The sequence below is a fragment of the Deefgea chitinilytica genome (assembly GCF_016881405.1).
GTDB classification, from domain to species: Bacteria; Pseudomonadota; Gammaproteobacteria; order Burkholderiales; family Chitinibacteraceae; genus Deefgea; species Deefgea chitinilytica.
On the sequence record NZ_WOFE01000001.1, the window covers coordinates 328,419 to 341,240 of the forward strand.

Annotated in this window: 13 protein-coding genes; 9 read left to right on the forward strand and 4 right to left on the reverse strand. The window is 46.3% G+C overall.

The features are described from left to right. Positions 1 to 6 precede the first annotated feature (6 nt). From hisC to GM173_RS01525, 3 genes are all read left to right on the forward strand, one after another. Complete coding sequence (hisC, locus tag GM173_RS01515) at positions 7 to 1,107, forward strand: histidinol-phosphate transaminase (protein ID WP_203569559.1); 1,101 nt, start codon at positions 7 to 9, stop codon at positions 1,105 to 1,107. 204 nt (positions 1,108 to 1,311) lie between these two features. Next, positions 1,312 to 1,488: a DUF3460 family protein gene (locus GM173_RS01520; protein ID WP_203569560.1), complete on the forward strand. Its 177-nt coding sequence runs from the start codon at positions 1,312 to 1,314 to the stop codon at positions 1,486 to 1,488. Between the two features lie 337 nt (positions 1,489 to 1,825). Further along, positions 1,826 to 4,891, forward strand: coding sequence for a bifunctional diguanylate cyclase/phosphodiesterase (locus GM173_RS01525; RefSeq protein WP_203569561.1), 3,066 nt, complete (start codon positions 1,826 to 1,828; stop codon positions 4,889 to 4,891). A 20-nt stretch (positions 4,892 to 4,911) separates the two neighbouring features. Here GM173_RS01525 and GM173_RS01530 read toward each other — a convergent pair whose 3' ends face one another. Next, on the reverse strand, positions 4,912 to 5,178 hold the full coding sequence (locus GM173_RS01530; protein ID WP_203569562.1) for an acyl-CoA-binding protein: 267 nt from the start codon (positions 5,176 to 5,178) through the stop codon (positions 4,912 to 4,914). Between the two features lie 112 nt (positions 5,179 to 5,290). Here GM173_RS01530 and GM173_RS01535 point away from each other — a divergent pair, with 112 nt between their 5' ends. The 5 genes from GM173_RS01535 (at position 5,291) to GM173_RS01555 (ending at position 8,848) form a co-directional block, all read left to right on the forward strand. Then, a complete protein-coding gene (locus GM173_RS01535) occupies positions 5,291 to 6,166 on the forward strand; it encodes a D-amino acid aminotransferase (RefSeq protein WP_203569563.1) in 876 nt (291 codons plus the stop codon). Between the two features lie 124 nt (positions 6,167 to 6,290). Next, on the forward strand, positions 6,291 to 6,590 hold the full coding sequence (locus GM173_RS01540; RefSeq protein WP_203569564.1) for a YbeD family protein: 300 nt from the start codon (positions 6,291 to 6,293) through the stop codon (positions 6,588 to 6,590). Positions 6,591 to 6,611: 21 nt separating this feature from the next. Then, complete coding sequence (gene lipB, locus GM173_RS01545) at positions 6,612 to 7,247, forward strand: lipoyl(octanoyl) transferase LipB (RefSeq protein WP_203570338.1); 636 nt, start codon at positions 6,612 to 6,614, stop codon at positions 7,245 to 7,247. A gap of 22 nt (positions 7,248 to 7,269) precedes the next feature. Further along, on the forward strand, positions 7,270 to 8,280 hold the full coding sequence (gene lipA, locus GM173_RS01550) for a lipoyl synthase (protein WP_203569565.1): 1,011 nt from the start codon (positions 7,270 to 7,272) through the stop codon (positions 8,278 to 8,280). Positions 8,281 to 8,389: 109 nt separating this feature from the next. Beyond that, positions 8,390 to 8,848 carry an acyl-CoA thioesterase gene (locus GM173_RS01555; protein ID WP_203569566.1) on the forward strand — a complete coding sequence of 153 codons (459 nt, stop codon included), beginning with the start codon at positions 8,390 to 8,392 and terminating at the stop codon, positions 8,846 to 8,848. A gap of 6 nt (positions 8,849 to 8,854) precedes the next feature. Here the strand turns inward: GM173_RS01555 and GM173_RS15870 are convergent, their stop codons facing one another. From GM173_RS15870 to GM173_RS01570, 3 genes are all read right to left on the reverse strand, one after another. Beyond that, a complete protein-coding gene (locus GM173_RS15870) occupies positions 8,855 to 9,754 on the reverse strand; it encodes an ankyrin repeat domain-containing protein (protein WP_203569567.1) in 900 nt (299 codons plus the stop codon). Between the two features lie 194 nt (positions 9,755 to 9,948). Next, positions 9,949 to 11,589 carry a chaperonin GroEL gene (gene groL / locus GM173_RS01565; RefSeq protein ID WP_203569568.1) on the reverse strand — a complete coding sequence of 547 codons (1,641 nt, stop codon included), beginning with the start codon at positions 11,587 to 11,589 and terminating at the stop codon, positions 9,949 to 9,951. Between the two features lie 93 nt (positions 11,590 to 11,682). Continuing rightward, the gene (locus GM173_RS01570) at positions 11,683 to 11,967 is read right to left on the reverse strand and encodes a co-chaperone GroES (RefSeq protein WP_203569569.1); all 285 of its coding nucleotides are present in this window, start codon (positions 11,965 to 11,967) and stop codon (positions 11,683 to 11,685) included. Positions 11,968 to 12,294: 327 nt separating this feature from the next. On the opposite strand from GM173_RS01570, the gene GM173_RS01575 reads away from it, so the two are divergent. Next, positions 12,295 to 12,789, forward strand: coding sequence for a TlpA disulfide reductase family protein (locus tag GM173_RS01575; protein WP_203569570.1), 495 nt, complete (start codon positions 12,295 to 12,297; stop codon positions 12,787 to 12,789). The last annotated feature ends 33 nt before the right edge of the window (positions 12,790 to 12,822 follow it).

Sequence of the window (12,822 nt, forward strand, 5' to 3'; positions counted from 1 at the left end):
AAGATCATGTCACTGAGTACGCTTGCCCCCGAACACATCCGTGCGATTGCGCCGTATCAACCCGGTAAACCAGTTTCCGAATTGGCGCGCGAAATGGGTTTAAATCCAGCTGATATCGTTAAATTGGCATCCAATGAAAATCCACTCGGCATGGGGCCAAAAGCGCGTGCGGCGCTTGAGGCAGAAATTGCTGAATTGGCGCGTTATCCGGATGGGAATGGTTTTGAGCTGAAAGCCAAAATTGCACAGAAATTTGGCGTTGAGCTCAATCAAATCGTCTTGGGCAATGGCTCGAATGATGTGCTCGAATTGATTTCCCATGCGTTTTTACAAGCGGGTGATTCGGCGGTGTATTCCGAATACGCGTTTGCGGTGTATCCATTGGCGACGCAAGCGATGGGTGCGACGGGCATCAGCGTGAAGGCGGTTGATTATGGTCACGATTTAGAGGCGATGCGCGCGGCGATTTTGCCGTCGACCAAAATTGTTTGGATTGCTAATCCGAATAATCCAACCGGCACGTTGGCACGGCCGGGCGATTTGATTGAGTTTATGGAGTTGTGCCCAAAGAACGTGATCGTGGTGCTTGATGAGGCGTATACCGAGTTTTTACCAGCAGCAAAACGTAGTGATTCAATTGCTTGGTTGAAACAATTTCCAAACCTAATCGTCGTGCGGACGTTCTCCAAAGCGTATGGTTTGGCGGGGCTACGGGTGGGCTTTGCGCTGGCCAGTAACGAAATCATCGACATGCTCAATCGCGTACGCCAAGCGTTTAATGTCAATAGTCTGGCGCAAGCGGCTGCGTGTGCTGCCTTGGATGATCTGGAGTTTTTGCAAGAATCGGTACGCGTGAATAATGAAGGGATGCAGCAAATTACCGCGGCTTTTCGCCGTCTTGGGATTAGTTTTATTGAGTCGAGCGGTAATTTTGTCACCTTCCATTGCGGCGATGCGAAGCTGCTCAATCAATTTATGCTGGAACGCGGTGTGATTGTGCGGCCATTGGCAGGCTACGGCATGAATAATAGTTTGCGAGTATCGATCGGCTTACCGTCTGAAAATGCGCGGTTTATTGAAGTTTTAGAAGAAGCGATGGCGGACTGATGTATTGCCACGTAGTCATTAAAGAATAAAGCCCTGGGTTATATACCCAGGTTTCTCGGTAAAAATAGCCGCTTGCGCGTAGTATCGAGTGGATATTTCATCATCCGGATTGCTGGTAACGAAGCGGATTGTTAAACAAGTCCGCCGCCTGCGACAGCCCTCGGTTATAATACGGGAAATTAAGATTGCACTGAGGAGATGCACATGTTTGGTAAAGATACGACTTACGTTTCAGAGTACACGCAATTTATTGAAGGTGTTTTGGCAAAAAATCCAGAGCTCAAACAAGGTCAAATTGACGGCCGTGCTTTGTTGTGGGACAAGGAGCCTATTAATTTGGATGAGCGCAATCGAATTGCGGCATCAACTACTCGCAAGTAAGCGAGCTTGAGCGCTTAAAACCGCCATCGATGTGGCGGTTTTTTTGTGGGTAAATGCTTTTGTGGCAAATTGTAACTTTAGCTTATAATTTGTTGCTGGGTTTGGCTGTGTTTCTGAGTTCCGTGCCCGGCATAACTAAGCTACTATCTTTGTTTTGATTGAGGCTCTCAAACTTGCATGTTGTAAATGACAATTCATTTCACAAATTATTGCTTTGTTGCGATGATGGGCACGCTATTAAGTTGGTTTGATATGTCGTGAGTATTTTGCATTATGATAAAGTGAATATACTGCTGTTAGAAAAACTAACTGAATCGATCATATAGAGAAAGACTGCGTGTCAAATAACCTTTCTAAGCAGCATTATGAAGAGTCAGGTGACTCTTTTGGCTGGATTCGTAAAGTCCTCGTTTTCTTGTTTATCTGCGTGTTTGTTGCTGCCTTGGTGATTCAAGGCGTGTCAACCTGGCGTAGTTATCAGGCTACGCTTGCGAAGGCTGAGCAGGAGATGCTGTTGCTAGCGCGTGCGTTTGATCAGCATGTTGGTCGCACGATGGAAGGGACGTTGTCAGCGTTAAATACAATCGAGCAGGATGAAATTTTTCAATCTTGTTTGGCGGTGCAAGATTCAGCCTGTTTGCATGCTTTTATGCTGCGCTTTGTCGGCCAGTACTCCCAACTGAGTAGCATGGGATTGGCAAATAGTAGTGGTGTGTTGACAGCGTCTAGCTTGATGTACCCTGTGAAAACTCACAACTTATCAAGCAGCCAGTTTTTCCGAGTAATTCGCTCTCGGCCGCAAGCGCCATTTTATATCGCGGAGCAACAAGCCGATCCAACCGGAACCGATTCGATCATTCCATTTGTCACTGGCGTTCTTGATAAAAATTCAATTTTCTCTGGGGCGATCATTGCGGGTCTAAATCCGGCTTATTTTCATAAGTTTTATTCATCGATTAATCAAAACCGAGATCTGGTTATTCGCTTATTTCGCGATGATGGTATTTCCTTGGCGCGCTATCCACGATTAGATGAAGAAATCGGTCGAGATATTTCTCATAAAGAATTTTTTGACCGCGTTTCCAGTGGCACGGAAAGTGGTGTGTTTTATGAAACCAGCAAGATCGACAATATCACAAGGATTTATGGTTGGCGACGTGTAGAAGGCTGGCCATTAGGTGTTTCGGTTGGCATTAATCGCGATGATGTTTTAGCCCCATGGTGGAAAGAAACATTTATCACCATAGGCATGGCGTTTACTTTGCTGTTGGGCGGATCTGCTTTATTAATTTATGTTTTGCGCCAGCTTCGCCGTTTAGAAAGAACGGAAGCTGATTTATATTTGACTAAAGTTGCGATTGAGAATGGTGCAGATATGGCAATCTGGCTCGATCCGGCCGGACATATTCGCTATATCAATGCCACGACTTGTCATCGTTTCGGGTATTCCGAGCAAGATTTAATGTCGATGCGCTTTCGTGATATTAATCCTAACTTTAAGCCGGAAAGCTGGCCGAAATTCTGGAATTTATTACGCCAACATCGACATTTATTTGATGAAATTATTTTAAAAACCAGAACTGGTGAAGAATTTCCGTGTGAAGTTCATTCCAATTATATTTTATTTAAAGGCCAAGAATACAATTGTGCTGTTGTTCGCGATATTTCTGAACGTCGCATGCAAGAAGAGGCAATTGTTAAATCAGAACAGCAACTTCGTTTAGCGCTTGAAGCATCTAGCACCGGTTTATTCGATATGCCATTAGATGGTCGCCGTACTGCAATTACCAGCCCTGAGTATGATCGATTGCTGGGTTATCAGCCCGGAGAGCTAGTTGAAACATTTGATAAATGGAAAGACCAACTGCACCCGAATGATAGAGAGCAGGCTGTTTCTGCATATCGAGATTATTATGTTGGTAATTCAGCGCAATTTGCTGTTGAGTTTCGTCGCAAGATAAAATTAGGCGATTTTCGTTGGTTTCAAACACGCGGTAAATTTGTTGATTTTGATGCCCGTGGTAAACCAAGCCGTTTAATTGGTACGATGACCGATATTACCGAGCGTAAAGAGGCGCAAGATCGGATTACTGAACTTGCTAATTTTGATACGGTAACGGGTTTAGCTAATCGCAATTTATTGCGGGATGAGTTGCGGCTAGCGGTTGCCAATGCTGAAAAACATAATACGCAATTGGCTGTGTTATTTTTAGATTTGGATCGTTTTAAAACCATCAATGATTCATTAGGTCATTCGGCTGGTGATATGGTGTTGGCGCAAGTAGCTGGGCGTTTACGGCAAATTGTCGGTAAGCAAGATATATTATCCCGCTTAGGCGGTGATGAATTTGTCTTGGTGTTGGCTGATTTGCCAAATCCCTTGGTCGCAGGAAATATTGCCGACCGAATTTTATCGTCTTTTCATGATTCGTTTTCATTGGATGCGGGCAATTTTGCGACGTCGACTTCGATTGGTATCAGCGTGTTTCCTGATGATGGCCGAGATCCAGACGTTTTAATTAAAAACGCTGATGTGGCGATGTATCAGGCCAAGGCGAGTGGCCGTAATAACTATCAATTTTTTACGGCAGATATGAACGCACGAGCGTCAGAGCGCTTGATTTTAGAAACCAGTATGCGCAGGGCTCTGGAAAATAACGAGTTTGAGGTGTATTTCCAACCTCAGGTGAGCCTAAAAACTGGCTGTATTATTGGTGCGGAAGCGCTGATTCGATGGAATCACCCTGAGAAAGGTCTGATTTCGCCATCTAAATTTATTCCAATTGCTGAAGAATCACGCTTAATTGTGCCGATAGGGAATTGGGTGATGCAAGAGGCTTGTCGGATCGCTGCTGGCTGGCAGCAAGCAGGGTTGCCGCCCATTACAATTGCGGTGAATGTTTCTCCATTGCAATTGCATCAAGCCAATTTACTCGAGCTGATTCAAAGTGCGCTTGATAATGCTGGTTTACCTGCGAAATATCTAGAAATTGAAGTGACCGAGTCGGTGGTGATGCAAGAAGTTGAGCAGGTCATGCTGACTTTGCAAGGCATTAAGCGATTGGGGGTGAAGTTGTCCCTAGATGATTTTGGGACTGGATATTCAAGCTTGGCGTACCTAAAACGATTTGCGTTTGACAAGCTAAAGGTCGATCAAAGTTTTGTACGAGATATTAGTACCGACGCTAATGACGCCGCGATTGTGATGGCGATTATTGGTTTAGGTAAAACTTTGGGAATGTCGGTATTGGCTGAAGGGGTAGAAATGCAGCCACAGCTAGAGTTTTTATCTGCGGCGGGCACCGATTCGATTCAGGGGTATTTATTTAGCCGACCGATCACCGCTGCGGCATTTCAGTTGATGCAAGAACAAAATAAAACTTTGCTACTTCATCCTCAGTGAGGGGAATACCCCTCACCAGTTTATTCATCGTTAGCTTTTAATTCTTCAACTAGAGCAATATACCCCTGCATAGCATCTTGATTGCTCATTCCTGCTAGTTTGGCCCAAGCATCATATTTTGCTTGGGCAACAAATTGAATGGCCGAAGGGCGTTCGCCCGATACATCGCCCTCACTTCCTTGTTTATATAAGGCGTATAGCTTGAGCTTGGTTTGTACATCGGGTGCATCATTTAAATTTACTACTTCATCTTGTGCGGTTTTAAACCGTGTAGCTAAATCACTCATGATTCTTCCTTTTGAAACGATCGTTTGAAATTGCGCGTTTAGTATAGACTGAGAACAGCTAATTTTCCAACTATGCTGAGAGCAGCGCTCACATTACATCGGAGAGTCCATCATGCATGTACCGCAATATCTTGCGTATTTGAATGGCGAGTTTGCACCGCTGGATCAATTAAAAATATCTGTTTTGGATCGTGGTTTTTTATTTGGTGATGGCGTCTATGAAATGATTCCGGTTTATAGCCGGGTGGTCTTTCGTTTGGATGAGCATTTATCTCGGCTTGAGCAAAATTTAGCCGCGATTGGTATTCCAAATCCACATTCGCGAGAAGCATGGCGGGAGTTGGTTTTATCTTTAGTGGCGCAGCAAACTTTTGATGATCAATCGATCTATTTGCAAGTTTCACGCGGGCCGGCTTTTCCGCGTAATCATGCTTTTCCAGCGGAAGTGTCACCGACTGTTTTTATATTTGCCGATCAACTAGAAGCGCCTGCCACGGTCTTGACCGAGCAAGGCGTGAGTGCGGTTACTGCCACTGATGTGCGATGGCTGCGCTGCAATATTAAAGCCATCTCCTTACTTGCGAATGTACTCGCCAAGCAGCAAGCAGCCGATGCAGGCGTTGCAGAAACGATTTTATTGCGGGATGGCTTGCTGATCGAAGGTGCGGCAAGCAATATTTTTATCGTAAAAACAGGCATAATCTATGCCCCCGCGCCATCTGAGTTGATGCTGACTGGGATAACCTATGATTTGTTGATCGAGCTGGCGGGGCAATATGGCTTACCTTTGCAATTAGGTGATGTGACGGAAGCGATGTTGCGGCAAGCCGATGAAGTGTGGCTGACATCGTCATCGAAAGAAATTCTCGCAATTGTGTTACTCGATGGTCAGCCAGTAGGAAATGGGCAAGTTGGCCCCATATATAAAAAAATGCTTGGGTTTTATCAGGAATTTAAGCGGACGGTCATGCGCCGTCGCATTGATTAAATAAGTTGCAGGTATAGCGTATGCCAGCAAGGCCGTCAAGCCCAACATAGTACAGCGGGCAACCGCTGCGGGGCTGCGTTGCGCTGCCCTAAGTAGTATGAATAATCGATTGGAGTAATTAGGCATGGTTGGATTTACCGATATTCCGAGTCAAAAGCTCGAAGATTTAGTGACGTTTCCGGTGTTGATTCCCGTTAAAGCAGTCAGCCACAAAAACATTGCGCAAGACACGTTTGTGCAAGAAATATTGCAAGTAACTATTTTGCATGTGCCTGATTTTGAGGAAGAAAAAATTGAAATCCGCGCCTCAAGTAGCGGCAACTACCACGCATTAACTTTGATGGTTACGTTTGAGCATGTCGATCAAGTGCACGCGCTTGATGCTGCACTGCGCGCGCATCCTATGGTTCGTATGGTGCTTTAAGTGGCTGATGTGATTACAAATGTGATCGTCAAACAGCTAGGGCAGGTTGACTATTTACCAACGTTTGAAGCGATGCAAGCGTTTACCGTAAATCGTGATGCCAGCACGCCCGATGAATTGTGGTTGCTGGAGCATCCGCCCGTGTTTACGCAAGGTTTGGCGGGCAAACCGGAGCATATTCTGCAAACTAGTGATATACCGATTGTGCAGATTGATCGTGGAGGGCAAGTCACTTATCACGGGCCGGGGCAATTGGTTGCGTATTTGTTGCTTGATTTACGGCGGCATAAATTGGGTGTGCGTGATTTGGTGCGTTTGCTGGAAAATAGCGTGATTGGTGTGCTCGCTGAAGACGGCATAGATGCGTATGGCAAAGTGGATGCGCCGGGCGTGTACGTTCAGCTCAAGAATGAATGGGGTGAATACGAAGCTAAAATTGCCAGCTTGGGCTTACGGATTAAAAACGGCTGCTGCTATCACGGCTTGGCCTTGAATGTAAGCATGGATTTGGCTCCATTTTCCTTGATTAATCCCTGTGGTTACCAAGGTTTACAAGTCACACGGATGGTGGATTTAGGGATTAACAAGACACCTGCCGATTTGTTCGGTAAAATGGCGGACAAAATTCTTCAACAAATCAAGCAATTACCCGTATAAATAGTGCGGTAATTCGGACGCTATGACAGAACAAATCACAGATCAAATCAAAGACGTGGCTGCTGGCGCGACGCCGGCGGCAAAACCCGCTTCAAAAGAAGTTGGTGTGAAACTCAAAGGCGAAGCTAAAACCGCCCGCATCCCGATTAAAATTGTTCAGCTCGAAACCAAAATCAAAAAACCGGAATGGATTCGCGTACAAGCTGCCAGCCATAATAGCCGCTTTTACGAAATCAAAGAAATTCTGCGTGAACAAAAATTGCATACTGTCTGCGAAGAAGCAACTTGCCCAAATATTGGCGAGTGCTTTGGAAAGGGCACGGCAACTTTCATGATTATGGGCGACATCTGTACCCGTCGTTGTCCGTTCTGTGATGTGGGGCATGGTCGTCCGAATCCACTCGATGCAAACGAGCCACGCCATTTGGGTGAAACCATTGCCGCGTTGAAATTGAAGTACGTGGTGATTACCTCGGTGGATCGTGATGATTTGCGTGATGGCGGTGCAGCGCACTTTGCTGAGTGCATCCAAAAAACCCGTGAATTGAGCCCGGCGACACAGATTGAAGTGTTGGTGCCCGATTTCCGCGGTCGGATGGAATTGGCGTTGTCGATTTTTAAAGACGCATTGCCTGACGTACTCAACCATAATTTGGAAACCGCGCCACGCCTTTACAAGCAAGCGCGCCCGGGCTCGGATTACCAGCATTCGCTCGACTTACTTAAAGAGTTTAAGCGTTTGTATCCACACGTGAACACCAAGTCCGGCATTATGGTCGGTTTGGGTGAAACGGATGAAGAAGTGTTCCAAGTCATGGAAGACATGCGCGCGCACGATATCGATATGATTACGATTGGCCAGTATTTACAGCCATCGAACGGGCATTTGCCAGTGTTGCGCTATGTGCATCCGGATCAATTCAAAGTCTTTGAAAAGCGTGCTTATGAGCTAGGCTTTAAACATGCCGCCGTTGGCGCGATGGTACGCAGTTCATACCATGCTGACCAGCAAGCGCATAATGCTGGCGTTTGATTTTTAGTGATTGAAAAAAACGGAGCCAGTGTGCTCCGTTTTTTTATTGGGTATGTATTTCTGGCCTTTAATTGTAAAGGACTTTGTACATATACATAGGGTGGCTTTGATGCGTGACTTACCTAAACATCAGTTAACAATGACGGTGCTGATGACGCCTGATATGGCTAACTTTTCTGGCAAAGTGCATGGTGGTGCTTTGTTAAAGCAGCTGGATCAAGTGGCCTATGCCTGCGCTAGTCGCTATGCGGGCGCGTATGCGGTGACTTTATCGGTGGATCAGGTGACGTTCAAGCAGCCGATTTTTGTCGGTGAATTAGTGCATTTTTTCGCCAGCGTTAATTACACTGGCCGTACTTCGATGGAAATTGGCATTCGGGTCGTTGCTGAGAACATTCGCGAACAAACCGAGCGACATACCAATAGTTGCTATTTCACCATGGTGGCAATGACCGAAGAAGGAAAACCGCTGCAAGTTGAGCCGCTGACACCACAGGATGAAGATTCAGTTATTCGTTGGGTGCAAGCAGAAGCGCGTCGAGATATTCGTTTGATGCTGAAAAAATAACGCGAGTTATTTTTGCTTGATCAAACGTTTTTCGCTAAATAATTTACGGATTGCTAAATTCGGATGCTGCAAACCAATGCTGTAGGCGTTCAGATTGGCTTTATTGCACAGTTCTAGATCAGCATGATGATTGATAAGTGCTTGCGATACATGGACATGGCCTTGTTGTAGCGCTTTGTGCAAGGCGGTTTCGCCCTCATTGTCTTGGTGATTGATATTGGCGCCTGCTTCCATCAACACCATGACTGCATCGCGCTGCCCGCGTGCAGCAGCTTGAATGAGCGGTGAGCGTCCGGTTTTGCTAAGGCTATTTACATCGGCGGCATGCTCGAGTAATAACTGCATCACTTCGGCATGACCATTGGCAGCAGCCCAGTGCAGGGCAGTATAGCCGCCAGAGTCTTGGATTTCTGTTGCTGCTTGATTGGCCAGTAATAAGCCGACACAGGGCAATTGACCAAATGAGGAAGACCAAATCAGTGGGGTTTTTCCATGGTGGTCGGTTGAATTGATCTTCATTCCTGCTTTTAGAAATAAGACCAATTTCATCGTGTCGCCGCGTTCGGCGGCGGCAAAGAAGCTTTTTTTATCGAACGCAATTCCACTTTCTTCTAAGTGTTCACGTGCTTCTTTCACGTGACCCCAAACATCGGCATCGGCGCGCCTGTAGCCTAGCTGGCGCTCTTCGTTGGCCTCGATCAGATAAGAAATTTCATTAATGACCGCCGAGGAAAAACCTTGCCGGTTGCCTCTGTCATCAAGCAGCAAAGTTTGCAGGTAGCTGCTAAAGCTATCACTGTGGCTTGACGCGATGATGAGCTCGAGCACACGTGGATGCTGCTGTGCGAGCTGATGCGGATAGCGTGATTCATCGCCATTGACGAGGTTGAGAAGCTGCGGATTCACTGCATGGTCCAATAATTTGAAAATCGACTATGTTTTGCCAACAAGTGGAAAAGCTTACAGGATGGTGAGAAATGAGGCAATTGAATTTCTGCTTTTGCTTCTCGATCAGCTGCATTGTTTGTGATGTAAAACAAAAAACGCCATCTTGCGATGGCGTTTTTAAAATTAAGCAGTATATCGGCTTATGCCGCTAATTACATGCCCATGCCGCCCATACCACCCATGCCGCCCATATCTGGCATTGCTGGAGCATCTTCTTTTGGCAATTCAGCGATCATGCAATCGGTGGTCAACAACAAGCCAGCTACCGAAGCAGCGTGTTGCAACGCTGAGCGTGTTACTTTAGCTGGGTCGAGAACACCCATTTCAACCATGTCGCCGTATTCGCCAGTCGCTGCGTTATAACCAAAGTTACCTTTGCCTTCCAGCACTTTCGCTACGACTACGCTTGGCTCGTCGCCAGCGTTTTGAACGATTTGGCGCAATGGCGCTTCAATCGCACGCAGAACGATTTTGATACCTGCGTCTTGATCAGCGTTAGAGCCTTTCAATTCAGTGATCGTAGAGCGTGCGCGGAGCAATGCTACGCCGCCGCCAGCCACGATACCTTCTTCCACCGCAGCGCGTGTTGCGTGCAATGCATCTTCTACGCGGGCTTTTTTCTCTTTCATTTCAACTTCAGTCGCTGCGCCGACTTTAATTACCGCTACACCGCCAGCCAATTTAGCAACGCGTTCTTGCAGTTTTTCTTTGTCGTAGTCGCTGGTTGAAGTTTCAACTTGCTGGCGAATCGTCGCAACGCGTGCTTTGATAGCTGATTCATCACCTGCGCCGTCGATGATCGTGGTGTTTTCTTTGCCCACTTCGATGCGTTTCGCTTGACCGAGCATTGACAATTCAGCTTTTTCCAGTGACAAGCCAACTTCTTCGGCAATCACAGTACCGCCAGTCAAGATAGCGATGTCTTCGAGCATCGCTTTACGGCGATCACCAAAGCCTGGCGCTTTAACTGCAACTGTTTTCAAGATGCCGCGGATGTTGTTCACTACCAATGTTGCCAGCGCTTCGCCATCAACGTCTTCAGCGATGATCAGCAATGGGCGGCCCGCTTTGGCTACGCCTTCGAGAACTGGCAACAAGTCACGGATGTTGCTGATTTTTTTGTCGTACAACAACACGAATGGGTTGTCGAGCAAGGCGATTTGTTTTTCTGGATTGTTGATGAAGTACGGGCTCAAGTAGCCGCGATCGAATTGCATACCTTCAACTACATCCAATTCGTCTTCCAGACCTGAGCCGTCTTCAACGGTGATCACGCCTTCTTTACCTACTTTTTCCATCGCAGCAGCGATTTTCTCGCCAATCACTTCGTCTGAGTTGGCAGAGATCGAGCCAACTTGAGCGATTTCTTTGCTGGTTGTGCATGGTTTAGCGATGTTTTTCAATTCGCTCACCAAAGTCACTACGGCTTTGTCGATACCGCGTTTCAAATCCATTGGGTTCATGCCAGCAGCAACGTATTTCATGCCTTCTTGCACGATGGCTTGTGCTAGCACAGTCGCAGTCGTTGTACCGTCACCTGCGATGTCAGAAGTTTTGGACGCAACTTCTTTGACCATTTGTGCGCCCATGTTTTCGAATTTGTCTTTTAATTCGACTTCTTTAGCAACTGATACACCGTCTTTGGTGATCGTTGGTGCGCCGTAAGAGCGTTCGAGAACTACGTTACGGCCTTTCGGGCCTAAAGTTACTTTAACGGCATTCGCCAATACATTCACACCAGCAACCATTTTTGCGCGAGCGCTATCGCCAAACATTACTTCTTTTGCAGCCATTTGATTTTTCTCCAATAATTTGTATATGTAGCGCGAATTAGTCTTGGATAGGCCAAGATCAATTCGCCAAGCTCACAGGCTTACTGCCAACAATTATTCAATTACCGCGAAGATTTCTTCTTCACGTACAACAACTAATTCTTCACCGTCGATTTTGACGCTTTGTGCGTATTTGCCGAGCAAAACTTTATCGCCAACTTTGACTGACAGCGCTTGAACCGTGCCGTTTTCCAACACTTTGCCTGCGCCAACAGCAATCACTTCACCCATATCTGGTTTTTCAGCTGCGCTACCCGCTAAGAGAATGCCAGAAGCGGTTTTAACTTCAGCTTCAACACGTTTAATCACTACGCGGTCATGCAATGGACGAATTTTCATGGGTTAAAACTCCTGAGTATTGAACAGTCGTTAAATATAAAGATTGTTGCTAACGAGTGAGTTCATCTGTGAACCATTTAGCACTCGACTTGCTTGAGTGCTAAATAGTCAGGGCGAGCGCAACGTATTTCAAGTGCTGATTGTGTTTTTTTTAATTAAAATTGACTGCTTCATCATAGTGTAGGGGTATTGCTTTCAAATCCATTATTTACATTGACTAAAGGACAATACGTAACAAAAAAATGCGATGCGCTGTGCCATTACTCGCTAACGTCAACAGAACCGAGTCGCTTGTGGTATCTTTGTCGGCTGTCGAGGGCATGAGCAATGAAAACAAACTTGAAAGTCATTTTGGGATGTGCAACGGTGGCGATAGCAGCACTGGGCTGGAATTATTTTGCTGCGGGCGCGCCGCTGCCCACCGCGCAGGCGATGACGACGCTTGCTGGTAAACAGATCAAAATCGATGACTACAAAGGTAAAGTCGTTTTGGTTAACTTTTGGGCAACCAGCTGCACCGGTTGTATGGCGGAAATGCCGGGCTTAGTCAAAGCACAGCAGAGCTTAGGCTCGGATAAATTGGTGACGATTGCAGTGGCCATGAGTTACGACAATCTGGATTATATTCAAAATTATTTAGCTAAATCCGCGCTGCCATTTGAGGTGGTTTACGATCAAACTGGCGCGATTGCTAAGGCTTTTGGTGAGGTGCAACTGACACCGACCTCTTTTGTGATTGGTAAAGATGGTCGTTTGCTGAAAAAAGTAGTGGGTGAGCTGAGTGAGGCGCAGTTAGTGCAAATGGTGAATCAAGCCATTTAATATTGCGTGAATCGCAGCTCAATTTTCTGCTGG

Excerpts from the sequence above, each read along its gene's own strand:
- hisC (WP_203569559.1), top strand. The coding sequence starts at position 7 with ATGTCACTGAGTACGCTTGCCCCCGAACACATCCGTGCGATTGCGCCG.
- GM173_RS01520 (WP_203569560.1), top strand. The coding sequence starts at position 1,312 with ATGTTTGGTAAAGATACGACTTACGTTTCAGAGTACACGCAATTTATT.
- GM173_RS01530 (WP_203569562.1), bottom strand. The coding sequence starts at position 5,178 with ATGAGTGATTTAGCTACACGGTTTAAAACCGCACAAGATGAAGTAGTA.
- GM173_RS01535 (WP_203569563.1), top strand. The coding sequence starts at position 5,291 with ATGCATGTACCGCAATATCTTGCGTATTTGAATGGCGAGTTTGCACCG.
- GM173_RS01540 (WP_203569564.1), top strand. The coding sequence starts at position 6,291 with ATGGTTGGATTTACCGATATTCCGAGTCAAAAGCTCGAAGATTTAGTG.
- lipA (WP_203569565.1), top strand. The coding sequence starts at position 7,270 with ATGACAGAACAAATCACAGATCAAATCAAAGACGTGGCTGCTGGCGCG.
- GM173_RS01555 (WP_203569566.1), top strand. The coding sequence starts at position 8,390 with ATGCGTGACTTACCTAAACATCAGTTAACAATGACGGTGCTGATGACG.
- groL (WP_203569568.1), bottom strand. The coding sequence starts at position 11,589 with ATGGCTGCAAAAGAAGTAATGTTTGGCGATAGCGCTCGCGCAAAAATG.
- GM173_RS01570 (WP_203569569.1), bottom strand. The coding sequence starts at position 11,967 with ATGAAAATTCGTCCATTGCATGACCGCGTAGTGATTAAACGTGTTGAA.
- GM173_RS01575 (WP_203569570.1), top strand. The coding sequence starts at position 12,295 with ATGAAAACAAACTTGAAAGTCATTTTGGGATGTGCAACGGTGGCGATA.